The 23,264-nt window shown below is 69.0% G+C and carries 25 protein-coding genes; all 25 read right to left on the bottom strand.

The window, feature by feature from the left end; genetic code table 11:
• Nucleotides 1–76: 76 nt before the first annotated feature.
• Complete coding sequence (secG, locus tag YWW_RS0113655) at nt 77–322, bottom strand: preprotein translocase subunit SecG (RefSeq protein WP_211228555.1); 246 nt, start codon at nt 320–322, stop codon at nt 77–79.
• A gap of 351 nt (nt 323–673) precedes the next feature.
• Nucleotides 674–1,459, bottom strand: coding sequence for a triose-phosphate isomerase (tpiA, locus tag YWW_RS0113660; protein ID WP_026930566.1), 786 nt, complete (start codon nt 1,457–1,459; stop codon nt 674–676).
• Nucleotides 1,460–2,656, bottom strand: coding sequence for a phosphoglycerate kinase (locus tag YWW_RS0113665; RefSeq protein WP_026930567.1), 1,197 nt, complete (start codon nt 2,654–2,656; stop codon nt 1,460–1,462).
• A 7-nt stretch (nt 2,657–2,663) separates the two neighbouring features.
• Complete coding sequence (gene gap, locus YWW_RS0113670; RefSeq protein ID WP_026930568.1) at nt 2,664–3,659, bottom strand: type I glyceraldehyde-3-phosphate dehydrogenase; 996 nt, start codon at nt 3,657–3,659, stop codon at nt 2,664–2,666.
• 249 nt (nt 3,660–3,908) lie between these two features.
• Nucleotides 3,909–4,892 carry a DNA-binding protein WhiA gene (gene whiA / locus YWW_RS0113675; protein WP_026930569.1) on the bottom strand — a complete coding sequence of 328 codons (984 nt, stop codon included), beginning with the start codon at nt 4,890–4,892 and terminating at the stop codon, nt 3,909–3,911.
• Complete coding sequence (locus tag YWW_RS0113680; RefSeq protein WP_026930570.1) at nt 4,893–5,813, bottom strand: gluconeogenesis factor YvcK family protein; 921 nt, start codon at nt 5,811–5,813, stop codon at nt 4,893–4,895.
• Nucleotides 5,814–5,938: 125 nt separating this feature from the next.
• Nucleotides 5,939–6,838 carry an RNase adapter RapZ gene (gene rapZ, locus YWW_RS0113685; RefSeq protein ID WP_051325770.1) on the bottom strand — a complete coding sequence of 300 codons (900 nt, stop codon included), beginning with the start codon at nt 6,836–6,838 and terminating at the stop codon, nt 5,939–5,941.
• Between the two features lie 82 nt (nt 6,839–6,920).
• Complete coding sequence (uvrC, locus tag YWW_RS0113690) at nt 6,921–8,804, bottom strand: excinuclease ABC subunit UvrC (protein WP_026930572.1); 1,884 nt, start codon at nt 8,802–8,804, stop codon at nt 6,921–6,923.
• A gap of 144 nt (nt 8,805–8,948) precedes the next feature.
• On the bottom strand, nt 8,949–9,881 hold the full coding sequence (locus YWW_RS0113700; protein ID WP_035698666.1) for a serine protein kinase RIO: 933 nt from the start codon (nt 9,879–9,881) through the stop codon (nt 8,949–8,951).
• 234 nt (nt 9,882–10,115) lie between these two features.
• On the bottom strand, nt 10,116–10,526 hold the full coding sequence (locus YWW_RS30275; protein WP_051325771.1) for a type II toxin-antitoxin system VapC family toxin: 411 nt from the start codon (nt 10,524–10,526) through the stop codon (nt 10,116–10,118).
• The gene (locus tag YWW_RS36455; RefSeq protein WP_162145949.1) at nt 10,520–10,783 is read right to left on the bottom strand and encodes a hypothetical protein; all 264 of its coding nucleotides are present in this window, start codon (nt 10,781–10,783) and stop codon (nt 10,520–10,522) included. Before YWW_RS36455 ends, YWW_RS30275 begins: the two co-directional genes overlap by 7 nt.
• 39 nt (nt 10,784–10,822) lie before the next feature.
• Nucleotides 10,823–11,608: an ABC transporter permease gene (locus tag YWW_RS0113715; protein ID WP_026930575.1), complete on the bottom strand. Its 786-nt coding sequence runs from the start codon at nt 11,606–11,608 to the stop codon at nt 10,823–10,825.
• Between the two features lie 2 nt (nt 11,609–11,610).
• Nucleotides 11,611–12,432, bottom strand: coding sequence for an ABC transporter permease (locus YWW_RS0113720; protein ID WP_051325772.1), 822 nt, complete (start codon nt 12,430–12,432; stop codon nt 11,611–11,613).
• A 1-nt stretch (nt 12,433) separates the two neighbouring features.
• On the bottom strand, nt 12,434–13,252 hold the full coding sequence (locus YWW_RS0113725) for an ABC transporter permease (protein ID WP_026930577.1): 819 nt from the start codon (nt 13,250–13,252) through the stop codon (nt 12,434–12,436).
• Nucleotides 13,245–14,042, bottom strand: a complete 798-nt coding sequence (locus YWW_RS0113730; protein WP_026930578.1) for an ABC transporter permease — start codon at nt 14,040–14,042, stop codon at nt 13,245–13,247. Before YWW_RS0113730 ends, YWW_RS0113725 begins: the two co-directional genes overlap by 8 nt.
• Nucleotides 14,043–14,108: 66 nt before the next feature.
• Nucleotides 14,109–15,107 (bottom strand): ABC transporter ATP-binding protein, encoded by a 999-nt coding sequence (locus YWW_RS0113735; RefSeq protein WP_026930579.1) that lies wholly within the window; start codon nt 15,105–15,107, stop codon nt 14,109–14,111.
• A gap of 76 nt (nt 15,108–15,183) precedes the next feature.
• Nucleotides 15,184–16,158 (bottom strand): hypothetical protein, encoded by a 975-nt coding sequence (locus tag YWW_RS30280; protein WP_051325773.1) that lies wholly within the window; start codon nt 16,156–16,158, stop codon nt 15,184–15,186.
• Entirely contained in the window at nt 16,155–16,574 is a 420-nt protein-coding gene (locus tag YWW_RS0113745) for a hypothetical protein (protein ID WP_051325774.1), read from the bottom strand. The genes YWW_RS30280 and YWW_RS0113745 overlap by 4 nt, the downstream gene beginning before the upstream one ends.
• 197 nt (nt 16,575–16,771) lie before the next feature.
• Nucleotides 16,772–17,167, bottom strand: a complete 396-nt coding sequence (locus YWW_RS0113750) for a thiol-disulfide oxidoreductase DCC family protein (protein ID WP_026930581.1) — start codon at nt 17,165–17,167, stop codon at nt 16,772–16,774.
• Nucleotides 17,164–17,973, bottom strand: coding sequence for a shikimate dehydrogenase (locus YWW_RS0113755; RefSeq protein WP_026930582.1), 810 nt, complete (start codon nt 17,971–17,973; stop codon nt 17,164–17,166). The genes YWW_RS0113750 and YWW_RS0113755 overlap by 4 nt, the downstream gene beginning before the upstream one ends.
• On the bottom strand, nt 17,970–19,163 hold the full coding sequence (mltG, locus tag YWW_RS0113760; RefSeq protein WP_026930583.1) for an endolytic transglycosylase MltG: 1,194 nt from the start codon (nt 19,161–19,163) through the stop codon (nt 17,970–17,972). Before mltG ends, YWW_RS0113755 begins: the two co-directional genes overlap by 4 nt.
• A gap of 3 nt (nt 19,164–19,166) precedes the next feature.
• On the bottom strand, nt 19,167–19,649 hold the full coding sequence (gene ruvX, locus YWW_RS0113765; protein WP_026930584.1) for a Holliday junction resolvase RuvX: 483 nt from the start codon (nt 19,647–19,649) through the stop codon (nt 19,167–19,169).
• A gap of 8 nt (nt 19,650–19,657) precedes the next feature.
• Nucleotides 19,658–22,339 carry an alanine--tRNA ligase gene (gene alaS, locus YWW_RS0113770; protein ID WP_026930585.1) on the bottom strand — a complete coding sequence of 894 codons (2,682 nt, stop codon included), beginning with the start codon at nt 22,337–22,339 and terminating at the stop codon, nt 19,658–19,660.
• Nucleotides 22,340–22,351: 12 nt separating this feature from the next.
• The gene (locus tag YWW_RS30285) at nt 22,352–22,645 is read right to left on the bottom strand and encodes a hypothetical protein (protein ID WP_051325775.1); all 294 of its coding nucleotides are present in this window, start codon (nt 22,643–22,645) and stop codon (nt 22,352–22,354) included.
• A gap of 49 nt (nt 22,646–22,694) precedes the next feature.
• Nucleotides 22,695–23,165 carry a DUF948 domain-containing protein gene (locus YWW_RS30290; RefSeq protein ID WP_162145950.1) on the bottom strand — a complete coding sequence of 157 codons (471 nt, stop codon included), beginning with the start codon at nt 23,163–23,165 and terminating at the stop codon, nt 22,695–22,697.
• Nucleotides 23,166–23,264: the final 99 nt, after the last annotated feature.

The following is a 23,264-nucleotide window of genomic DNA, read 5'->3' on the forward strand; positions in this document are numbered from 1 at the left end:
CGCGGGCCTCGTGAAGAAAGACCGGGGGTCCGGCGGAGCTTCGCTCCGCCGGACCCCCGGTTGAAGGCTGTGGGTTCTAGGCGATCGCCCGCAAGAGGAGGCCGTAGGCGAGGACGCAGGCGAACCAGATGACGCCGACACCGACGGTGATGCGCGTGAGGTTCTTCTCGGCGACCGAGGAGCCGGTGGCCACCGACGACATGCCGCCGCCGAACATGCTCGACAGGCCGCCGCCCTTGCCCTTGTGCAGCAGCACCAGCAGAATCAGCGCGGCGCTGGTCAGCAGCAGGATGACCAGAAGGGTGTAAGTCAATACCGTCATCATCGGCGATCGGGTGTCCTCTCCAACAGTTCGGCGTCCACGCGGGCGTGAATCCGGCCCGAGTCTAACTCAGGGCCGATTCCCAGCCGAACGGTGTGTCTCATGCATCGGACCGCTCTTGCCCGCGGAAGCCCTGTTCCACCCGGTATTTCGAGCGTGAACAGTCTCATGCGCGAGACGCGCGCGCAGGCAGAGCGGCTCCGAACGAGGCGCGGGGCCGCCGTACGCCCTTGTACGACGGCCCCACAGTCTCCGACTCCCGGGCGCTTCGCGCCCGCGAGCTGAGTCTTCAGTCCCTACGCACTGGCGTGCTCCGGTCGCTTCGCTCCCAGGGACTGTGCCAACCGTTCCCTACGCACTGGCGTGCTCCGGGAACCTGACGATCTTGGCGAAGTCCTCGGCGTCGAGGCTCGCGCCTCCCACCAGGGCGCCGTCGATGTCCGGCTTCGCCATGATCTGGGCGACGTTCGCCGACTTCACCGAGCCGCCGTACAGGATGCGGACCCGCTCGGCCACGCCGCCGAACTTCTCGGCCAGTGCCGCGCGCAGCGCCCCGATGACCTCCTGGGCGTCCTCCGGCGTGGCCGTGCGGCCCGTCCCGATCGCCCAGACCGGCTCGTACGCCACGACGACCTTCCCGAGCTCCTCCTCGTTCAGCCCGTCCACGGCGGCCAGCAGCTGGCTCACCGTGTGCGGCACGTGGTTCCCGGCCTCGCGGACGTCCAGGGCCTCGCCGACGCACAGGATCGGGCTGATCCCGTTGTTCAGCGCCTGGCGGACCTTCGCGGCCACCAGCTCGTCGGACTCGTCGTGGTACTGGCGGCGCTCGGAGTGCCCCACGGTCACGTACGAGCAGCCGAGCTTGGCCAGCATCGAGGCGGCGATCTCGCCGGTGTACGCGCCGGACGGGTGCGCCGACACGTCTTGGGCGCCGTAGCCGACGGTCAGCTTGTCGCCGTCGACGAGCGTCTGCACGCTGCGGATGTCGACGAACGGCGGCAGGACGACGGTCTCGACCGCTTCGAGCTGGTCGCGGTCGAGGCTGAAGGCCAGCTTCTGCACGAGCGCGATCGCTTCGAGGTGGTTGAGGTTCATCTTCCAGTTGCCGGCGATGAGCGGCTTGCGGGTCTCAGACATCTAGTCCTCCAGTGCGTCCAGGCCGGGCAGGGTCTTGCCTTCGAGGTACTCGAGGCTGGCGCCCCCGCCGGTGGAGATGTGGCCGAAGCCGTCTTCGGGCAGGCCGAGCGTGCGGACCGCGGCGGCGGAGTCGCCGCCGCCGACGACGGTGAACGCCTCGGAGTCGACCAGGGCCTGCGCGACGGTCTTGGTGCCGTTCGCGTAGTCGGGGAACTCGAAGACGCCCATCGGGCCGTTCCAGAACACGGTCTTCGCCGCGGCGATCCGCTCGGCGAACAGGGCGGCCGAGGCGGGCCCGATGTCGAGGCCCATGCGGCCTTCGGGGATCGCGTCGGCGCCCACTTCGAGCGGTTCGGCGTCGGCGGCGAATTCGGCCGCGGTGACGACGTCGGTCGGCAGCAGGAGCTCCACGCCGAGCTTCTCGGCTTCGGCGAGGTAGTTCTTGCAGGTCTCGATCTGGTCCTTCTCCAGCAGCGAGTTGCCGACCTCGTGGCCTTGGGCGGCGAGGAAGGTGAAGGCCATGCCGCCGCCGATGACGAGCGTGTCGACCTTGCCGAGCAGGTTGGAGATGACGGCGAGCTTGTCGGAGACCTTGGCGCCGCCGAGCACCACCACGTACTTGCGCTCGGGGTCGCCGGTGAGCTTGGAGAGGACGGCGACCTCGTTCGCGATGAGCCAGCCCGCGTAGTGCGGGAGGAGCTTCGCCACGTCGTAGACCGAGGCGTGCTTGCGGTGGACCGCGCCGAAGGCGTCGTCGACGTAGACGTCGCCGAAGGCGGCCAACTGGCCGGCGAACTCGGCGCGCTCGGTGTCGTCCTTGCTGGTCTCGCCCTTGTTGAAGCGCAGGTTCTCCAGCAGCAGCACGTCGCCGTCGCCTTGGGCGACGGCTTTCGTCTCGGCGTCCCCGCCGACGGTGTCGCTCGCGAAGGCGACTGCACGGCCGAGGACCTCGCCCAGCCGCTGGGCCACGGGGGCCAGCGAGAACGCCGGGTCCGGTTCGCCCTTGGGGCGGCCCAGGTGCGAGCACACCACGACGCGGGCGCCGGCCTCGGCGAGCGCCTTGACGGTGGGCGCGACGGCGCGGATGCGGCCGTCGTCGGTGATGTTCTTGCCGTCGAGAGGGACGTTGAGGTCGGCGCGCACGAGGACGCGCCGACCGTTGACGCCCTCCTTCAGGAGTTCGTCGAGTGTCTTCATCAGATTGTCAGCCGACCAGCTCGACGAGGTCCACGAGGCGGTTGGAGAAGCCCCACTCGTTGTCGTACCAGCCGAAGACCTTGACCTGGTTGCCGATGGCCTTGGTCAGCTTGCCGTCGATGATGCACGAGTGCGGGTCGGTCTCGATGTCCTTGGAGACGATCGGGTCCTCGGTGTAGGCCAGGATGCCCTTGAGCGGGCCGTCCGCGGCGGCCTTGAGGGCCTCGTTGACCTCTTCGGCGGTGACCTCGCGGGAGGCCTCGAAGGTGAGGTCGGTGATCGAGCCGGTCGGGACCGGGACGCGCAGCGAGTAGCCGTCGAGCTTGCCGTTGAGCTCGGGCAGCACCAGGCCGACGGCCTTGGCGGCGCCGGTCGTGGTGGGCACGACGTTCAGGGCTGCGGCGCGGGCGCGGCGCGGGTCCTTGTGGGGGCCGTCCTGCAGGTTCTGGTCCTGCGTGTAGGCGTGGATGGTGGTCATCAGGCCTTTTTCGATGCCGATGGCGTCGTTGATGACCTTGGCCATGGGGGCCAGGCAGTTGGTGGTGCACGAGGCGTTCGAGATGATGTTGTGCTTCTCGGCGTCGTACTTGTCCTGGTTGACGCCCATCACGATCGTGATGTCGTCATTCTTCGCCGGGGCGGAGATGATGACCTTCTTGGCGCCGCCCTTGAGGTGTGCCGCGGCCTTCGTTCCGTCGGTGAAGAAGCCGGTGGACTCGATGACGACGTCGGCGCCGACCTCGCCCCACGGGAGGGCGGCCGGGTCGCGTTCGGCGAAGGCCTTGATGGTCTTGCCGTTGACGGTGATCTCACCGGGGCCGACCTTGACCTCGTAGGGCAGGCGCCCCAGGATCGAGTCGTATTTCAGCAGGTTGGCAATGGTCTCGGTGTCGCCCAGGTCGTTGAAGGCGACCACTTCGATGTCGGCATCCGAGGCGAGAATCGCCCGGAAGAAGTTGCGGCCGATACGGCCGAAGCCGTTGACGCCAACGCGGATGGTCACGTGCCCATCTCCTCGCTAGAACAGGAATCGTATATCTGACTGAGACCTGAGACGGTCTCGGACGCGATCCATTCAGCCATAGAGCGACGGTGGAACAGATCGCTGTTCGGCCTCGTCGCCGAGCACTCTTCGACCCTACCGCCCCGGTTTTCCGCCGGGTCGCAGGCGGGACTTCCCGATCATGTCACACTCGCCACAGCGGGATGACATCGCGGTTAAGAAAGCGCTATCACCGGTGGGCACGCCGCCCTAGGCGACGAGTGCTTCCTCTTCGGCCACGGCCTCGTCCGGCCCTGGGACACCGGTCTCGGCGGCGCGTTTGGCGGCCATGTTGATGAGCCGCCGGATCCGGCCGGCGATGGCGTCCTTGGTGAGCGGCGGGTCCGCGAGGGTGCCGAGCTCCTCCAGGGAGGCCTGGCGGTGCTCCAGGCGCAGCTTGCCCGCACCGGCGAGGTGCTCGGGCACGTCGTCGCCGAGGATCTCCAGGGCGCGGGTGACCTTCGCGGCGGCGGCGACGGCGGCGCGGGCCGAGCGGCGCAGGTTCGCGTCGTCGAAGTTCGCCAGCCGGTTCGCGGTGGCGCGGACCTCGCGGCGGACGCGGCGCTCCTCCCAGGTCAGGACGGAGGAGTGGGCGCCGAGGCGGGTGAGCAGCTCCCCGATGGCGTCGCCGTCGCGGATGACGACGCGGTCGACGCCGCGCACGTCCCGGGACTTGGCGCCGATGCCGAGGCGGCGGGCCGCGCCGACCAGGGCCAGCGCGGTCTCCGGGCCGGGGCAGGTGACCTCCAGCGAGGACGAGCGGCCGGGCTCGGTGAGCGAGCCGCGCGCGAGGAAGGCGCCCCTCCAGGCGGCCTCGGCGCAGCACGGATAGGCGCCGACGACGTGCGCGGGCAGGCCCCGCACGGGGTAGCCGCGCTGGTCGGTCAGGCCGATCTGGCGGGCGAGCGCCTGGCCATCGGCCATGACGCGGACCAGGTAGTGGTTGGTGCGTCTCAGTCCGGCGGCGACGAGGACGTGGACCTCGGAGTCGTAGTTGTAGAGCTCGTTGATCATGCGCTTGGCGCGGCGGGCGACGTTGCCGGCGTCGATCTCGGCCTCGACCATGACATTGCCGCCGACCAGGTGGAGCCCGCCGGCGAACCGGAACAGCGCGCCGAGCTCGGCGCGCTGACAGCAGGACTTCGTTACCTCGATCCGGCTGAGTTCGTCCTTGACCTCCGAGGTCATCGCCATTTATGAACCACCATCTTCGACGAGCAGTCTTCCCAAAGCCGCGGCCAGTGCGGCGACGTCGTGGGTGACGACGTCCGCGGCGAGGTCCGCGGCCACCAATTCGGCCTGCAACGATTGTGCCGCAGTGTTCAACGATTCGGGATCGTCGAGGGTTCGGGTGTCGCCCGAGACGACGTAGTGAAACCGGACACCTTCGGCGTAACGCCCCAGTGCGTCGAGATGCCCGGCGAGGGTGAGGCCGTCGGTCTCCTTCTCCTCTGAGAGGTTGAGCACCACGATCCGCTTGGCCGAGGAGGCGGCGACGGCCTCGCGCAGCTCGGGCAGGAGCAGGTGCGGGATGACGCTGGTGTACCAGGAACCGGGGCCGAAGACGTGCCAGTCCGCGGCGGCGACGGCCTCGAGCGCCTCGGGGCAGGCGCGGGCGTCGGCGGGGAGGAGGCGGACGTCGGTGACCTCGCCGTCGGCGACGGCGACGTCGTGCTGGCCGACGATGGTGCGCACCCCCGGCCCTTCGGCGAGGTCGGCCTCGATGTCGAGCGGTTCGCAGGACATCGGCAGGATGCGGGCGCGGCAGCCGAGCAGGTCGGCGGCCTCGGCGATGGCGGCGACGGGGTTGTCGCGGCGCTCGAGCAGGGAGGTGAGGACGAGGTTGCCGACGGGGTGTCCGGCCAGGAAGTCCTCGCCGCCGAAGCGGTGGGAGAACAGGCTGGCCGCGTCGGCCCGGGCCGGGTCGGCGGTGGCGACCAGCGCCTTGCGCAGGTCGCCGGGCGGCAGCACCGGCCTGGACTCGCGGATCGTGCCGGAGGAGCCGCCGTCATCGGCGACGGTGACCACGGCCGTCAGGTCGATGTCGAGCCTGGTGAGCGCGCGCAGCGAGGCCGACAGGCCCCGTCCGCCGCCGAACGCGACGACGCTGGTCATCGGCCGTCACTCCGGTCGGGGGCGGGAGGTCGGCGCTCCGGCGGGTTCACCGCCGTGCGCGGCGGAGCGGTGTCGGCGCTCGGGGAGGAATTTCGACGCGCCGGACGGTGCCGCTGTGGAGTGGGTCATTCATTCCCTCGGTCACGGTGATGGGTGTTCGCGGGGAAGCCGGCCTCGTTGAGGCGGTGCGCGAGCGCTTCGGCGATGGCCACACTGCGGTGCTTGCCGCCGGTGCATCCGATCGCGATCGTCATGTAGCGCTTGCCTTCCCGCTCGAATCCCTGGGTGGTGCCGAGCAGCAGCCCTGCGTAGGCTTCGACGAACTCGGCGGCGCCTTCCTGTTCCAGGACGTAGTCCGAGACGTCCTTGTCGGCGCCGGTGAGCTCGCGCAGGCTCGGAACCCAATACGGGTTGGGAAGGAATCGTACGTCAGCCACATAGTCCGCATCGCGCGGGATGCCGTACTTGAACCCGAACGACATGCAGCTGAACTGGAGCCCCGGTGTCGAGGGCGCGAGGAAGGTCTCCTCGACCCTGGCCCTGAGCTGGTTCTCGTTCATGTGGGTGGTGTCGAACAGAGTGTCGGCCGATTGGCGCGCGGGGGCCAGGAGGCGGCGCTCGGCGGCGATCCCGTCGGCGAGGAGGCCGTCGCCTTGGAGCGGGTGGGCGCGGCGGACCTTCTCGAAGCGGCGGATGATCACGTCGTCGTCGGCGTCGACGAACACCAGGTGGGGCTTGAACCCGGCCTTGCGGAGGTCCTCGATGACGCCGACCAGGTCGGTCGTGAAGGCCCTGGAGCGCACGTCGAGCACCATCGCCGTCCGCTTCACCTCCGGGCCGCCGGCCGCGGCGAGTTCGGCGGTCTGCGCCACCAGTGATTCGGGAAGGTTGTCGACGACGTAGTAGCCGACGTTCTCCAGGGCGCGCGCCACCGTCGACCGACCCCCGCCGGAGATGCCGGTGACGACGACGAGGTCCAGGTCGCTTCGGTCCTGGAACGCGGACTGCTCAGTTGGCACGCTCATAACACAAGTATCCCCGAGTTTGATCTTGACGCCGTCGTGACACGGCTATGACGATGACCCCCGTATAGCTACCATGCGCGTGTCAATCGTCGTTGTCCTCGGGGTTGCGAAGATGTGTCCGCAAGGTCTCCGCGAGCTTCGGCCCGATGCCCGGAACCGCTTCGAGGTCTTCGAGTTCGGCCTCGCGGATGCGTTTGACCGAGCCGAAGTGCTTGAGCAGGGCCTTGCGCTTGGACTCTCCCAGGCCCGGGACGCCGTCGAGCGCGGAGAGCCGCATCCGCTTGCGCCTGCGGTTGCGGTGCAGGGAGATCGCGAAGCGGTGGGCCTCGTCGCGGACGCGCTGCATGAGGTAGAGGGCCTCTGAGGTGCGCGAGAGGATCACCGGGTACTGCTCGCCGGGCAGCCAGATCTCCTCGAGCCGCTTGGCGAGGCCGGCGAGGTTGATGGTGTCGACGCCCATCTCGGCGAAGACGGCTTCGGCGGCCGCGACCTGCGGCTGCCCGCCGTCGACGACGAGGAGCTGAGGCGGGTAGTGGAAGCCCTTGCGGGGCTCGTCGCCCTCCTCCAGGGGCGAGCCGGTCGGCTGCTCTTCCAGTTTGGACAGGCGGCGGCGCAGGGTCTCCTGGAGCGAGGAGAGGTCGTCCTTCTTCTCGCCCTTGATGACGAAGCGGCGGTATTCGCTCTTGCGCGGCAGGCCGTCTTCGAAGACGACCATGGAGGCGACGACGTCCTCGCCTTGGGACTGGGAGACGTCGTAGCACTCGATGCGCAGCGGCGCCTCGGGCAGGTCGAGGGCGTCGGCGAGCTCTTCGAGGGCCTTGGAGCGGGCGGTGAGGTCGCCGGCGCGCTTGAGCTTGTGGCGCTGGAGGGACTCGGCGGCGTTCTTCTCGACGGTCTCGGCCAGGGCGCGTTTGTCGCCGCGCCGGGGCACGCGCAGGTCGACCTTGGCGCCGCGCTGCTCGCAGAGCCACTCGGTGAGGGCGGGGGCGTCGTCGGGCAGGTCGGGGACGAGGACCTCGCGGGGCACCACTTCACCCTGCTCGCCGTAGAACTGGGTGCAGAAGCGCTCGACGATACCGGCGAGGTCGACCGGTTCGGGCTTCTCGATGACCCAGCCGCGCTGGCCGCGGATGCGGCCGCCGCGGACGTGGAAGACCTGGACGGCGGCCTGGAGTTCGTCGTCGGCGACGGCCATGACGTCGCAGTCGACGTCCTCGGCGAGGACGACGACCTGCTGTTCGAGGACCTTGTCGAGGGCGGCCAGGTCGTCGCGGAGCCGGGCGGCCTTCTCGAAGTCGAGGGTCTCGGAGGCGGCCTGCATCTCGGCGATCAGCCGCCTGCGGACCGGGGCGGTGTCCCCGGCCATGAAGGAGCAGAAGCCGTCGACCAGTTCGCGGTAGTCCTCGGCGGAGACGCGTCCGACGCACGGCGCCGAGCACTTGCCGATGTCGGCCAGGAGGTTCGGGCGGCCCATGCGGTTGCAGCGCTTGAACTCCGTGTCCGAGCAGGTGCGGATGGGGAAGACCCGCGTGAGCAGGTCGAGGGTCTGGCGGATGGCCCAGGCGCTGCCGAAGGGCCCGAAGTAGCGGACGCCTTTGCGGCGGGCGCCGCGCATGACCTGGGCGCGGGGGAACTCCTCGCCGACGGTGACGGCGAGCCAGGGGTAGGACTTGTCGTCCTTGAACATGACGTTGAAGCGGGGGTCGTACTCCTTGATCCAGGTCCATTCGAGCTGGAGGGCCTCGACCTCGGTGCCGACGACGGTCCACTCGACGCTGCGGGCGGTGTTGACCATCCGGCGGGTGCGCTCATGGAGGCGGTTCTCGTCGGCGAAGTAGGAGTTCAGGCGGTTGCGGAGGTTCTTGGCCTTGCCGACGTAGATGACCCGCCGGTCGCGGTCCCGGAAGCGGTAGACACCGGGTTGGGTGGGAATCGTGCCCGGCGCGGGACGGTAATCAACGCTCACGCGACCAGATTACTTCCCGCGCCGGACATTTCCGCTCGGCTGTCGGCGCGCACCCGGGCCCTCAGATCGTCGGCACCTGCGCGAACCCGAAGGGCGGCTCACCCCGAGCGAGAACCACTCGGGCGACGCCGAGCGGCGCGCTCGTCATGACATCCCCGCGATGGTGAGCAGCTCGTTCATGAGCTCGTCGACATCGTGTCGTTCGAGTCCTTTGGCGGTGAACCAGGAACCGAGGTTCTCGATGTCGCGGATCAGGAATTGGCCGCCTTTCGGATTCGCGTAGATGTCGACGATCTGCGGCAGGTCGAGCACCACCAGGCGGCCCTCGTGCACGACGGTGTTGTACGGCGAGAGGTCGCCGTGGGCGAAGCCCTGCTCGGTCATGAGCCTGAGGTTCTCACAGGCCTGCTCCCACAGGCTCTCGAGCTCGACCTCGTCGGGTTTGGTCTCGGCCAGGCGCGGCGCGGCGGTGCGCCCGGTCCCGATGAACTCCATGATCACCTCGGTGCCGAGGATCTGCACCGGATACGGCACGGCCACGCCGACGGCGTACAGCCGCTTGAGCGCGTCGAACTCGGCGGCGGCCCAGCGGCCCGCCGCCTGCTCGAGGCCGAACCTGGTGCGCTTCTCCATGGCGCGGCGGTCTCGCGAGCGCCTCGCCGTGCGCCCGGCGGTGTAGTCTCCGGCCCGGTTGAACTGGGTGTGCTCGGCCGAGCGGTAGCGCTTGGAGGCCATGAGCACCGCCCGATCGGTGTCCGGTACGGCGCGTTCGATGAGGAAGACGTCGGCCTCTTTGCCGGTCTTCAGGACGCCGAGCTCGTAGTCGACGGCGCCGAGGTCGGTGACGATCCACTCCGGCCACGGCTTCGGGCCGCGCTGGAGCGGCTCCGAGTCGTCCCAGATGGACCAGCGGTCGCCGACGGGCGGGCCGTCGTCGATCGGGCCCTCGTCGAAGTCCTCGGAGCGCATGGCCTCGAATCGGGCCTGCTCCTCGGGTGAGAAGATCTCGTCCTCGTCGAGCCGTTTGCGGCGACGGGTGGACTCGAAGGTAGAAGTGTTGTCGGACTTGCGTACCACTGCGGGTTGCTCCTGTGCGGGAATTCCGGCGGCACGCGGCAACAGGTCAGAGCGAGCCGACGGGAGGTGAACTGGTGATCGAGGCAAGGCGAAGGACAACGACAGCCATCAGTACACACCTCCAAACGCTCTAGGGCCCTGGGCTTTCGGATGCGCCCGGGCGACGGGAGCGACTTTAACGGATCGCGCGCGCCCGCGCAAGCCGTTATGAGGGCGCTCCCACCACCAACCGAGTCAGGCGGAGCAGTCGACGTGCACGCACGCGATCTGCGCTCGGGTCGCCGTGTCGGCCAGGCCCTTGTCACCGGTCAGCAGTAGCGCATCGAGCTCCTTGGCCAAGGCCGCATAGCAGGCGTCATAGGCCGAGAGGTTGTGGAACCAACGCACCGTCTCCAGCAGCATCCTGGTGTTCCCCAACGGAACCCGTTGCACCGGCATGGCCGCGAGCCGCGCCGCGGCCACCCGCATGTCGGCCATGGTCAGGTGTCGTCCCAGCATGCGTCCGCGGAGTGCGGAAAGCACTTCGACGTCGAGGTGGGCCGGTGCCGTGAGTTCCGGATCGCGCCGGAGGTGCTCGGCGATCGACGCTTTCGAGGGATGGCTGGTGAGGAGAGCAGTGATGACAGAGGCGTCGACGATCAGCACTTGGCATCTCCCAGCGACCGCCGGATCTCGGATTCGCGCTCGGCGCGCGCGTCGGTGACGGCCTCGGCGGCATCGAACGGCTCGCCGATGGGGTCGGCCAGGATCTCGTCGAGCCACGCGTTGACGCTGGGTCGAGCGACATCGCGCTGGATGAGATTTCGCACATAGGTGGACAAGTCCACGCCAAGCTCCGCGGCTCGGCGCTTAGCCGATTCACGAAGTCTTTCATCGACGTTCCGTACCTGAATGAACACCATGCCACGAGCATAGCATGCGATGCGCATGCTCGGTGCGTTCTAGTGGCCGGACGAGTCGTAGGCGCGCAGCCCCGCACGGAAGACCCAGACCGCGAGCGCCACGGCCGCCACCGCCGCCACCGGCGGGCCGAGCAGCCACCAGGCGGAGATCCGGCCAGTGAGGATCTGCACCGGGATGAAGCTGGCGAAGGCGAACGGCAGCCCGAAGGTCAGCAGCAGGCGCACGGCGATCGGGAACATCGACAGCGGAAAGCGCATCACCTCGCCCTGCATGTCCACCAGCATGAACGCCACCACCGGCGAGTGGCCCTTGACCCAGAAGTTCGCCGCGTTCGCCGCGGTCAGCAGCGCGATCTCGATGACCACGGCGACCACGAGCAGCCCGGCCGCGACCGGGATCATCGCGAGGCCCACTCCGGCGCCGACCCAGCCGTAGACGAGCATCGCCAGCCCGAGCGTGACCTCGCCGAAGGCCTGCATGCCGACGTGGCTGGCCCCCAGTTGGGAGGCGACCGGGGCCGGCCTGGTGACCAGGTAGTCCATGCCGCCGTTGATGACCTGCTTGCCGAGGCTCCACATGCCGTCCCAGAAGATCGCGTTCATCGCGGCCGCGATCGACAGGAAGCCGGCCAGGACCAGCATCTCGTGGTAGCCCCAGCCGCCGACCGCGTTGACGTTCGCGAACAGGATCGCCAGGAAGCCGAACTGGATGAACTGCCAGACGGTGCCGGTGCTCGCCATGACCCAGAAGTCGGCCGGGTACTCCAGCATCGAGCGGAAGTGGGCGCCGAGGGAGCGCCGGTAAACGTCGAAGGCGTGCCGCATGCTCAACCTCCATGGATCGTGACCTTCTGGATCGCGCGGCGCCAGATCAGGCGCGCGCCGAACCACATGACGACGACCCAGGCCGCCTCGGCGGCGATGAGGCCGAGCGCTTCGAGGGCGTCGACGCGGCCGAGGTAGATCGAGGCGGGCGTCGTGGTGAAGTGCGGGAACGGCAGGCACCAGGACAGGGCCTGGAGCCAGCCCGGCATGAGCGACAAAGGCACCATCATGCCCGAGAAGAACGAGACGAACCCGTCCTTGGCCCACTGGATGCCGAGGTAGCGGCGGGTCCAGAAGCACAGCAGGATCGACAGGTAGCCGATCCCGAACGCCATCGGGAAGATGAGCAGCACGCTGACGGCGGTCAGGACGGCGGCGAGCGGCGTCGCGGGGTCTTGGGGGTCGAACAGAAGCCAGGCCGCCACGGCGCCGAGGACCGCCGTCGGCACCACCGACACCGCGCCGCCGATGTACTCCGCGGCGCGGGCGCGCTGGAAGTCGACCGGTTTGGTCATGTCGATCGACACGAGGCCGTCGAGGATGCGGCCCGCCATCTGCCAGTCGGCGCTGCCCCAGGCGATCGTGGAGGTGACGAAGCCGATGACGAGGTAGGCGCGCATGGCGTCCCAGTCGTAGCCGCCCACGGAGCCGGCGCCGATGATGTTCTGCCACACCACGATGCCGACCAGCAGCTGCCAGCCGCCGAGGGTGATGGAGAACAGCCAGGTGGTCTTGTAGGCGAGTCGGCGTTTGAGCGAGATGAGCGCGAGCGCGCGGTCGGCCGCGAAACGGTGTCCCTTTGGGATGGTGAGCGCGTCGGCCACGTCAGTGCCCCGCCGAGTCGTAGGAGCGCAGGCCCGCGCGGACGACGAGGATCGCCGCGGCGGCGGTGGCCGCGGCGGCGATCGGCGGGCCGAACGCCCACCAGTCCGAGGCGCGGCCGGTGAGGACCTCGACCGGGACGAAGCTGACGAACGCGAGCGGGATGACGAACATCGCCACCAGGCGGACTGCCGCCGGGTAGATCCCGAGCGGGAAGCGCAGCACGTCCTGCTGGAGGTCGTTCACGAGGAACGCGAAGACGGACATGGTGCCCTTGACCCAGAAGTTCACCGCGCACAGGGCGGTGAGCACCGCCGTCTCGATGACGACGGCGCAGGCGAGCATGAGCAGCGCGAGCGGGATCAGCGTCGGGCTCAGGCCGGCGCCGACCCAGCCGTAGACGAGCATGACGGTCCCGAGGCTCAGCTCGCCGAAGGCCTGCATGCCGACGTGGAGCGAGGCGACCTGGACGATCACCGGCGCGGGCCGGGTGATGCGGTAGTCGATGTCGCCCTTGATGACCATGGAGCCGATGCTCCAGACCCCGTCCCAGAAGACCGCCGTGGTGGCGCCTCCCAGGGTCAGGAAGCCGACCAGGACGAGCATCTCGTGGTAGCCCCAGCCGGCGATGGCCGAGACGTTGGCGAACAGGATCGCCAGGAACGCGAACTGGAGGGTCTGCCACAGCGCCCCGGCGGAGGCCATGACCCAGAAGTCCGCCGGGTATTCCACGATGGAGCGGAAGTGGGCGGCCAGGGAGCGTCGGTAGACGGCGAAGGCGTGCCGGGCGCCGCCGGTCCGCGTCGCGATGAGCTCAGCCACCGTGCACCGTCACCTTCTTGACCGCGTGTTTGAAGACCAGTCTGCCGCCGAACCACAGCACGACCGTCCAGGCGAGCTCGGCGGCGAGGAGGCCGAGCGCGCCGGCCGTGTCGACTCTGCCGAGGTAGATGTGCGAGGGGGTGGTCGTGAAGTGCGGGAACGGCAGCGCCCAGGACAGCGCCTGGAGCGGCGCGGGCATGAGCGCCAGCGGCACGAGCATGCCCGAGAAGAAGCCGAGCAGCGCCTCGCGCGCCCACATGATGCCCAGGTAGCGCCTGGTCCAGAAGCACACGAGCACCGACAGGTAGGTGATCCCGAAGGCCAGCGGGAAGACGAACAGGACGCTTACGGCCGTCAGCAGCCCGGCCAGCGGCGACACCGGCCCCGGCGGCGAGAACAGCAGCCACGCTCCCACGACGCCGAGGACGGCGGTCGGGACGGTGGAGAGCATCGAGCCGATGAACTCGGCGGCGCGGGCGCGCTGGAAGTCGACCGGTTTGGTCAGGTCGACGGCGATGAGCCCGTCGAGGATCCGGTCGGCGATCTCCCAGTCGGAGCCGCTGAAGGCGAGCGTGGCGGTGAAGAAGCTGATGATCAGGTACGCCCGCATGGCGTCCCAGTCGTAGCCGCCGAGCGTGCCCTCGCCGATGAGGTTGTGCCACAGCGCCAGGTTGGCGAGCATGGACCCGCCGCCGAGGACGATCGCGAACACCCAGTTGGCCTTGTACGCCAGCCGCCGTTTGAGGGAGACGACCGCCAGGGCGCGGTCGACGGCCCACGTATGCGTCATGCGTTTACTCCGGTTCGGTGAAGTGAGCACAGCGAGCGGTTGGGCGGGGCGACGGGTGCGGGCGGCTCACTTGGTCAGCTCCCCCGCGTACAGCCTGCGGATGACGTCCTCGATGCTCGGCTCGGAGAGTGAGAGGTCCCGGGGGCGCAGGTGCGCGGTGACGTCGCCGAGGACTTCGGCGGTGGTGAACCGCGCCGACTCGTAGGTGACGACGACTTCGCTGGCCGCCTCCCCGGCGCTCCACTCGTAGTGGGGGAACTTCTCGGCGAGCGAGCCGACGTCGGCCGGGCCGTCGAGGACGAGGTCGACGGCCTTGGTGGTGATGTAGTGGGCCTTGAGCTGCTCGATGGGACCGTCGTAGGCGATCCTGCCCTCGTCGATGACGACGATGCGCTCGCAGACCTCTTCGATGTCGGCCAGGTCGTGGCTGGTGAGCAGCAGGGTGGTGCCGTCGTCGACGAGCTGGCGCAGGAAGGCGCGGAGCCGGTCCTTGACGGAGATGTCGAGGCCGATGGTGGGCTCGTCGAGGTAGACCATCTTCGGGTCGTGGATGAGCGCGCACGCCAGGTCGGCGCGCATGCGCTGGCCGAGTGAGAGGGTGCGGGCGAGCGCGGGCATGAACTCGCCGAGGCCGAGCAGCTCGTCGAACTTCTCGATCCGGGCCTTGTAGTCGGCCTCGGGGACGCCGTACATGTGCTTGAGGAGCTTGAGGCTCTCCTCGACCGGCAGGTCCCACCACAGCTGCGTGCGCTGCCCGAACAGGACGCCGATGTCGTGGGCGTTGGCGATGCGCTCGGTGTGCGGGTCGCGGCCCATCACCCGGACGGTGCCCTCGGTGGGTTTGAGGATCCCGGTCAGCAGCTTGACCGTGGTCGACTTCCCCGCCCCGTTGGGGCCGACGTAGGCCACCGATTCGCCGGGCTCGATCTCGAGATCGATGGCGTCGACGGCGGTGAAGTTCTTGTACTTGCGCTGCACGAGGTGTTTGAGGGCGCCTTTGAACCCCGAGGCCTTGTCGGCTCGGCGGAAGCGCTTGCTGAGGGATCGGGCCTCGAGAATCGGCATCCCCAGACGATAAGCGCACGCTCCGACATGGAGCCACTGGTTTTCTCAGCCACGGGGACGCCGCGGACCGGCCCGCTCAAGAGGGGGCGCGAGCCTCCTCGCGTTCGTCGTCGCGGCGTCGGCCGGGCATTCCGAAGCTGCGCCTGCGCAGCCGGTTCCAGCCGCGCCTGGCCAGCGCGGGCGGGTCGATCCGCTCGAGCGGCAGGAAGCAGGCCATGGCGACCATGTGCGGCAGGAAGCTGATCTCGACCGCGAGGAAGACCACGAGGTGGAAGCAGTAGAAGAACGCGACGATGCCGTAGCGCAGCCGTTTGGCCGCGACGAACAGCACGATGGGGCTGAGCAGTTCGAAGCCGACGATGCCCCACTGGGACAGGCGCAGCATCCACGGGAAGTCGAGCATCCAGTTGCTGAACTCGGTGCCGCGCCGGATGACCGCCCAGGTCATGGTGGCGGAGTTGACCCATTCGAAGCCGCCGTAGCGGAACTTGGCCCACGCGGCGAAGAAGTAGGTGCAGACCACGCCGATCTGCACGAGGTTGAAGCCCCAGCCGACGTGCTCGGAGAGGGTCCGCCTGTCGCCCCACCTGGCCTTCGGCATGGTGGGCAGGAGGAACAGCAGGAGCAGGAACGCGAACTTGCCGTGGTCGACCTTGCCGTACGACATCGCGATGATCATCCACTCGAAGTAGGCGAGCGCGACGATCCAGCCGAACAGGCGCGGGGCCTTGTTGAACATCATCGGGATCGTCGCGGCGAGGAGCACGACGAGGGTGCCGACGACGATCCAGTAGTTCGGGACCGGGAAGGGCAGGATGCGGCCGATGAACAGCGGCTGGTACAGCTCGCCGGGGACGTGGCGGTGGCCGAGGATCCACGGCATGTACCACCACCAGTCGACCATGATGAACGCGCCCGCGAGGAAGCGCATCGCGGCGACGCGGCCGAGTGGGACGGGCGAGAAGAACCACCCGGAGGTCCGCTTCATGAGCGGGCCGAGGGCGGCGCCGGGCGGCTCCGGTGCGGGCCGCGTCGTCCGGTTCGAGCTCATGCGTCGGCCCCTTCCCTGGTCCAGGTCGCTTCGACGGTCTCGTTGACCTCGCCGGTCCGCTGGCCGTCCTCGAGCCGGTAGCGGCGGACGACGATCTCGACGGACACGATCTCGGGCTTCTCGGGATTGGTGTTCTCGTAGGCCTCCGCGAGGTACTGGAGGAGGTCGGGGTCGTCCCGGAAGCGCGACATCTGCCCTTCGACCTCGGCGCGGCGGAAGCCGGTGGCGGCCTCGGTCAGGGTGAACCGCTCGCCTTCCTCGTTGACCGCCTCGACCCTGGTCGAGTTCGCCCAGCCGTCGAGTTCGTGCGAGAAGGAGTACATCTTGAACGGGGCGAAGGGGAAGTAGTCGTCGGCGCCCCAGAAGGTGGTCGCGAAGACGAGGCCGGTCACGACGAGGGTGATGGCGATGCGCACCGCCCGACCGACCGGCGAGATTTGAGAATCCTGAGTATGGTCCACAGCCACCGGAAGAGTATGGCACGGCCGTGCCAAGGCGGGAGGTGCCGGTCTGTCCGCCCGCCGGGCGTGCGGTATTTCACAACCGGCGCCGGCTCGGGGACGTTCGGTCGCGGACGGAGGACGCCGAAGCGGTGCTCCGAGCCTTCAGTGGGTCACTCTCCGGCGGCGAGGCGGTCGCGTTCGGCCTGCGGCAGCGAGCAGGCGGCGGTGCCGCCGGGCATGCGGTGGCGGTTGCGGGAGACGAGCCGGTAGATCGGCCACAGGACCCAGGAGACGGGCTTGAGGGAGGCGATCCAGCCCAGCGGCTTCCAGTACCACTGGGCGCGGCGCAGCAGCACCGCGATGGCGTCCGGTCCGGCCTTGACGAAGCCCGGTTCGATCCACTGGACGGCGTCCTCGGCGGCCTGCTGTTCGATGCCGAGCGCGTCCAGGTCGTCCCACTGCCACGGTTTGACCTCGGCTCCGGTCCTGACGCGGCGTTCGAGGAAGTCCGCGCACAGCGTGCAGAACGCGCAGTCTCCGTCGTAGAGGAAGACCGGTTTCGTCATCGCCGCCTCGCTGCCGTGTAGAGCGCCTCGCGCATCGCCGCCACCGGGGCCTCGTCGAGGCCGGTGAACAGGGTCCATTGGCGGACCGCCTGGGCCAAGAGTAGCGCCAGTCCGTCGAGGACCTTGGCGCCCTCGCGTTCGGCCGCGGCGGCGAGTGGGGTGGGCCACGGGTCGTAGAGGACGTCGAACAGGACGGCGCCCGGCCGCCAGTCGACGCGCATGCCGTCGGTGACGCCTTTGGGGACGGTGGAGACGATGAGGTCGCTGCGGCCGGCGGCGACGGCCTCATGCCAGCTGGCCGAGCGCAGTTCGAGGCCGAGGCGTTCGGCGACGGGCTCGAGTTCGGCCACGGCCTCGCGGCGGCGCGCGAAGACGGTGACGGTCTCGGCTCCGAGCTGCCGCGCGGCGCCGAGGGCGCCTCGGGCGGTGCCGCCGGCGCCGAGGACGGCGACCTCGTCGGCGGCGGTCAGGCCGATCTCGGCGAGGGCGTCGACCATGCCGGGCGCGTCGGTGTTGTCGGCCAGACGCCTGCCGTCGCGCAGGACGAGCGTGTTCGCCGCGCCGATGGCCTCGGCGACGTCGGTGACCTCGTCGGCGACGACGAGGGCGATCTCCTTGAGCGGCATGGTGAGCGAGAGCCCGGCCCAGCTGTCGTCGAGCTGGTCGACGAAGGCGGCCAGGCCCGGTTCGTCGCATTCGTGGCGGGTGTACACCCAGTCGGTGAGCCCGGCGGCGGCGAAGCCGGCGTTGTGGATCACCGGGGACAGCGAATGCTCGATCGGCTTGCCCAGGACTGCGGTTCTCACAGGTATCCGTTCTCCTCGGCGAGGGGGATGCCCTCGCTGTTGTGCTCTTCGAGGGTGTCGGAGAAGTAGGCGGTGCCGTCGGGGTAGGCGGTCACGAAGTAGAGCCAGCGCTCGTCCTCGGAGGTCGGGTTCATAGCGCCTTCGAGGGCGGCCTGGCCGGGATTGGAGATCGGCGTCGGGAAGTAGCCCTCGTTGATGCTGGCGGCCCAGCGGTCGTCCTCGTTCCACATCTCGTCGCCGGTCATCTCCGAGGAGGGGATCGGCTCAAGGCCCTGGAACTCGCGGCCGTAGTTCCAGATGGCCTCCGAGCCCATGCAGTGGCAGTTGATCTCGCCGGTGTCGTAGATCCAGTCGGCGTAGAGGCGGTTGTAGAGGACGCGGGCGATCTTCGGGTCGTCCTCGGGATGGCCGGACTCGGCCTGGATGATGGAGGCCACCTGGAGGACCATCCACGGTTCGAGGTCCATCGCCTCGGCGGCGCCCACCAGGTCGATCTCCTCGGCCACGGTGTTGAACTTGGCGACCATGGCGGAGAGCATGTCGGCAGCGGTGGCGCCCTCTTCGAACTCGTAGGTGGAGGGGAACAGGAAGCCCTCGATCGAGACGACCTGGTCGGTCTCGAAGTTCTCGAACCAGTACTCGGGGACGCCGAGCGCGACCGGGTCCTCGGCGGCGGCCTCGAAGTCCTCGACCGGGATGTCGTACTTCTCGGAGAGCTCGGCGAAGATCTCGAAGTGGGTCTTGCCTTCGACGACGGTGAAGCCGTTGACGATGCGGTTCTCGGGGTTGACCAGATGCTCCAACGCGGAGGCGGCCGACATCTCCTCCTGCAGCAGATAGGTGCCGGGCTGGATCGTGGTGCCGCTGTCGCCGTCGTCCTCGGAGGCGTTGACGAAAGCCCTCGCGGAGGCGACGACGCCCTCCTCGTGGAGGTGGTCGGCGATGTCGGCGACGAGCCAGCCCTCTTCGACCGTGATCGTGACCTCGGTGCCGTTGCCGGTGCCCTCGAAGTCCTCCGCGATGAAGAATTCCTTGATGACGTTGTTGTAGGCCCACCAGCCGCCGACGCCGAGCACTCCGAACAGGACCACGACCAGTGTCATGGCGATGAGGGAACTGCCGGACTCACGGCGGCGGTGCCGCCTGGGGGCGTCCGCGTGTTCCGCCTGTGAATCGAGATCGCCGAGCATGCGTCAAGTCCTTCGCCGCTGATCCAACCACTGCTGGAGGATCTCCACCGCGGCGGCTTGGTCGACGACGGAGCGCTTCCGCTTGCCGCGGACGCCTCCCTCATGGAGTCTTCGGGTGGCGACGGCCGTGGTGAGCCGCTCGTCGGTCATGATCACCGGTACGGGGGAGACACGGTCGGAAAGCCTTCGCACCCAGGTCCGGGTGTGTTCGGCGGCCAACCCCTCCTCACCCGAAAGGGTAACGGGTAGGCCGACGACAATCTCCACCACGTCGTAATCGGCGGCAATTTCTGCAATTTCACGAATATCGTTCGGAATATCCTCGCCGCCGGTCCTCATGTCACGACGGACAGTCGCGACTGGAGTGGCGAGGATGCCGTCCGGATCGCATACGGCGAGGCCGATTCGGGCCTTGCCGAGGTCGACGCCGAGACGGCGGCCCCGCCGCCACTCGGTGGCGGCGGGGCCGCGGTGCGCTTCGGTCACTGGGGTCCTTATTCGGTGATGGCGCGGGCGATCTCGTCGAGCAGTCCGTCGGCCTGGTCGGCGGGGACGCCGCCGCCCTGGGCGATGTCCTCGTTGCCGCCGCCGCGGCCGGACAGGGCCGCCTTGACGAGCTCGGCGGCGCTGACGTGCCGCGCCTTCGCCGCGGCGTTGACCGCGACGACGAGGCTGGCCTTGCCGCCGGCGGCCGCCACGACCGCCGCGACGCCCGGCTCGCCGTCGGGCAGGTGCGAGCGGATCTGCGTCGCCAGCTGGCGGACGTCGCCGCCCTTGGTGCCGTCGGGCGCCTTGACGCCCGCGAACTTGACCGGGCCGAGCTGCCTGGCCGCTCCGGCGTACTCGGCGGCGCGGCCGCTGGTCATCTTGGCCTGGAGGTTCGCCAGCTCGCGCTCGGCGTCCTTGGAGCGCTGGAGGAGCGCCCTGACGCGTTCGATGACGTCGCCGCGCTGCGCCCCGAGCTCCTCGGCGATCTGGGAGACCAGGTCGCGCTCGCGCGCGAGGTAGCGGTACGCCTCGATGCCGGTGGCGGCCTCGACGCGGCGCTGGCCCGAGCCGACCGAGGACTCGCCGGTGATGACCAGGGGGCCGATCTGCGAGGCGTGGGAGACGTGGGTGCCACCGCACAGCTCGCGGGACCAGGGGCCGCCGATCTCGACGACGCGGACGGTCTCGTCGTAGGTCTCGCCGAACAGCGCGAGCGCGCCGAACTCCTTGGCCTCGGGCAGCGTCATGTACTTGACGGCGACCGGCAGGTCCTCGCGGACGGCCCGGTTGGAGACGTCCTCGATCTCGCTCTTGGCCGTCTCCGAGAGCTTCGAGCGCCACGAGAAGTCGAGACGCAGGTAGCCGGGCCGGTTGAACGAGCCGGACTGGAGCGCCGAGGGGCCGAGCACCTCGCGCAGGGCCGCGTGGACCACGTGCGTGCCCGAGTGCGCCTGGCGCGCGCCGAGCCGCCACTCCGGGTCGACCCGGGCCTCGACCTGGTCGTCGAGGACGAGTTCGCCTTCGAGGACGCGGACCTGGTGGACCACGAGCTTCTTGACCGGGCGCTGGACGTCGAGGACCTCCGCGCGCACGTTCGAGCCGGTGAGGACGCCCGCGTCGGCGTGCTGGCCGCCGGACTCGGCGTAGAACGGGGTGCGGTCGAGGACGACCTCCACGATCTGGCCGGCCCCCGCGACCGGGACGGGCCGCCCTTCGGAGAGCAGGCCGACGACGCGGGACTCGGTGTCGAGCGTCTCGTAGGCGCGCCAGTCACTGGGGCCGTGCTCGCTGAGCAGGTCCCAGTAGGCGGTGAGATCGGCGTGGCTGGTCTTGCGGGCGGCGGCGTCGGCCTTGGCGCGGCGCCGCTGCTCGGCCATGAGCTGCCGGAAGCCGTCCTCGTCGACCTGGAGGCCCTGCTCGGAGGCCATCTCGAGGGTCAGGTCGATCGGGAAGCCGTACGTGTCGTGCAGCTCGAAGGCCTTCGCGCCGGACAGGGTCCTCCCGCCCTCGCGCTTGGTCTCGGTGACGGCGGTGTCGAGGATCGTCGTGCCGTGCTTGAGCGTCGACAGGAACGCCTCCTCCTCGCCGTAGGCGTAGGACGAGATGCGCTCGAAGTCCTCGGCGAGCTCGGGATAGGCCGGGGCCATGCAGTCGCGGGCGACCGGCAGCAGCTCGGGCATCGCGGGCTTGTCGTAGCCGAGCAGGCGCACGGCGCGGATCGCGCGGCGCATGATGCGGCGCAGGACGTAGCCGCGGCCCTCGTTGGAGGGCACGATGCCGTCGCCGATGAGCATCAGCGAGGAGCGGACGTGGTCGGCGATGATGCGGAAGCGCACGTCGTCCGGGTGGGACTCGGAGGCGGTGTGCGAGGTCGAGACGCCGTAGCGGCGGCCGGTCAGCTCCGAGGTCTTGTCGATCAGCGGGCGGACCTGGTCGATCTCGTACATGTTGTCGACGCCTTGGAGGAGGGCCGCGAGGCGCTCCATGCCCATGCCGGTGTCGATGTTCTTCTTCGGCAGGTCGCCGAGGATCTCGTAGTTCTCCTTGGCGGGGCCCTCGCCGCGCTCCTGCTGCATGAACACGAGGTTCCAGAACTCGAGGTAGCGGTCCTCGTCGACTTCGGGGCCGCCCTCGGGGCCGTAGTCGGGCCCGCGGTCGTAGTACAGCTCGGAGCAGGGGCCGCAGGGTCCGGGGATGCCCATGGACCACATGTTGTCGACCTGGCCGCGGCGCACGATGCGGTCGAGCGGGAGCCCGATCTGCTTGTGCCAGATGTCGATTGACTCGTCGTCGTCGAGGTAGACCGTGGCCCAGATGCGGTCGCCGTCGAGGCCGAGGCCGCCGGACTCGACCGAGCCGGTGGACAGGTCCCAGGCGAAGCGGATCGCCTGCTCCTTGAAGTAGTCCCCGAAGGAGAAGTTGCCGTTCATCTGGAAGAACGTGCCGTGGCGGGAGGTCTTGCCGACCTCGTCGATGTCGGGTGTGCGCAGGCACTTCTGGATCGAGGTGGCGCGGTTCCATGGGGGCGTCGCCTGCCCGAGGAAGTAGGGCACGAACTGGACCATGCCCGCGTTGATGAACAGCAGGTTGGGGTCCTCGATCGCGGGCAGGGGTGCGCTGGGGACCACCGTATGGCCGTTGGACTCGAAGAACTTCAGAAACCGGCGTTGGATTTCAGCGGTCTCCATGGGGCACCTCCTTCAGTGCTGCCAGCGGCCCTGCCGGGCCTCGGTGTCGTCGTCTTCGGTTTCGAGCAGCGGCGTGACGTCCTCGCCGCGCTCGATGGCTTCGAACAGTTCGGACTCCTTGGCCTGCTTCGCTTCGGAAACGTCGGCCCAGAACGATTTGAACGATGCCCTCATTTCAGCACCGGCGTCGCCCACGCGCTCTGCGACCCCGCCGGGAGTGACCGACTCGGCCGCCTTGGTGAGCTTCCTGACCACCACGACGCCGACGACCACGCCGATGCCTACCCAGATCATCCGCTTGAACACTGGTTCTCCTGTTTCGATCCTCGCCGATGTCGGCCATCAGCGCCAATGCTTATTTCGCGCGCTTGCGGGCCTTGCGGGCGGCCTTGCGCTCGCGCTTGGACTGCTTCGAGGCCTCGACCATGCGGCGCACCTGGTCCTCGTCCATCTCCTGGTTGCGCCGCTTGACCGCCGAGCGCAGGCCGAAGCCGAGCGCGGCGACCTTGACCAGCGGGGAGCCGACGGCGGCGGTGACCAGGCTGGTGATGTTGGCGACGTTCGAGGAGACGTGCGCGGCGTTGCCGGTGATGTGCCCGACCTTCTCCAGCTCGCCCTCGACCTGCGTCAGGTTGGTGTTGACGCTGGTGACCGTGGTGTTGAGGTTCTGCAGGAGCGGGCCGACCTCGCGGTCGACCTTGTCGAGGGTGCGGTTGACGCGGTTGATCGTGGCACCGAGCTTCTGAATGAGCCTGAACGTGATCCACACGCAGAATATGAAGAAGCCGACCCCTGCGAACAGGACGCCGATTTCCCACAGACTCACCGTCTCGAACTCCAACGCCAACGTCTCCTCCGGCACAGCTTCCCCCTCGACGAAGAATGGACCGCACTAAGGCGGTTATAAGGTGATTCCCGGTTCTCG

The organism is Glycomyces tenuis DSM 44171, assembly GCF_000427885.1.
Lineage (GTDB): Bacteria > Actinomycetota > Actinomycetes > Mycobacteriales > Micromonosporaceae > Glycomyces > Glycomyces tenuis.

What these genes read in the sequence shown, in the direction of transcription:
- mltG (WP_026930583.1), bottom strand. Translation starts at nt 19,163, where the DNA reads ATGCTCGGCGATCTCGATTCACAGGCGGAACACGCGGACGCCCCCAGG.
- tpiA (WP_026930566.1), bottom strand. Translation starts at nt 1,459, where the DNA reads ATGTCTGAGACCCGCAAGCCGCTCATCGCCGGCAACTGGAAGATGAAC.
- secG (WP_211228555.1), bottom strand. Translation starts at nt 322, where the DNA reads ATGACGGTATTGACTTACACCCTTCTGGTCATCCTGCTGCTGACCAGC.
- rapZ (WP_051325770.1), bottom strand. Translation starts at nt 6,838, where the DNA reads ATGAGCGTGCCAACTGAGCAGTCCGCGTTCCAGGACCGAAGCGACCTG.
- YWW_RS0113665 (WP_026930567.1), bottom strand. Translation starts at nt 2,656, where the DNA reads ATGAAGACACTCGACGAACTCCTGAAGGAGGGCGTCAACGGTCGGCGC.
- YWW_RS0113750 (WP_026930581.1), bottom strand. Translation starts at nt 17,167, where the DNA reads ATGACGAAACCGGTCTTCCTCTACGACGGAGACTGCGCGTTCTGCACG.
- YWW_RS0113735 (WP_026930579.1), bottom strand. Translation starts at nt 15,107, where the DNA reads ATGCCGATTCTCGAGGCCCGATCCCTCAGCAAGCGCTTCCGCCGAGCC.
- YWW_RS0113680 (WP_026930570.1), bottom strand. Translation starts at nt 5,813, where the DNA reads ATGACCAGCGTCGTCGCGTTCGGCGGCGGACGGGGCCTGTCGGCCTCG.
- YWW_RS0113730 (WP_026930578.1), bottom strand. Translation starts at nt 14,042, where the DNA reads ATGACGCATACGTGGGCCGTCGACCGCGCCCTGGCGGTCGTCTCCCTC.
- alaS (WP_026930585.1), bottom strand. Translation starts at nt 22,339, where the DNA reads ATGGAGACCGCTGAAATCCAACGCCGGTTTCTGAAGTTCTTCGAGTCC.
- whiA (WP_026930569.1), bottom strand. Translation starts at nt 4,892, where the DNA reads ATGGCGATGACCTCGGAGGTCAAGGACGAACTCAGCCGGATCGAGGTA.
- YWW_RS30280 (WP_051325773.1), bottom strand. Translation starts at nt 16,158, where the DNA reads ATGAGCTCGAACCGGACGACGCGGCCCGCACCGGAGCCGCCCGGCGCC.
- YWW_RS36455 (WP_162145949.1), bottom strand. Translation starts at nt 10,783, where the DNA reads ATGGTGTTCATTCAGGTACGGAACGTCGATGAAAGACTTCGTGAATCG.
- YWW_RS0113715 (WP_026930575.1), bottom strand. Translation starts at nt 11,608, where the DNA reads ATGCGGCACGCCTTCGACGTTTACCGGCGCTCCCTCGGCGCCCACTTC.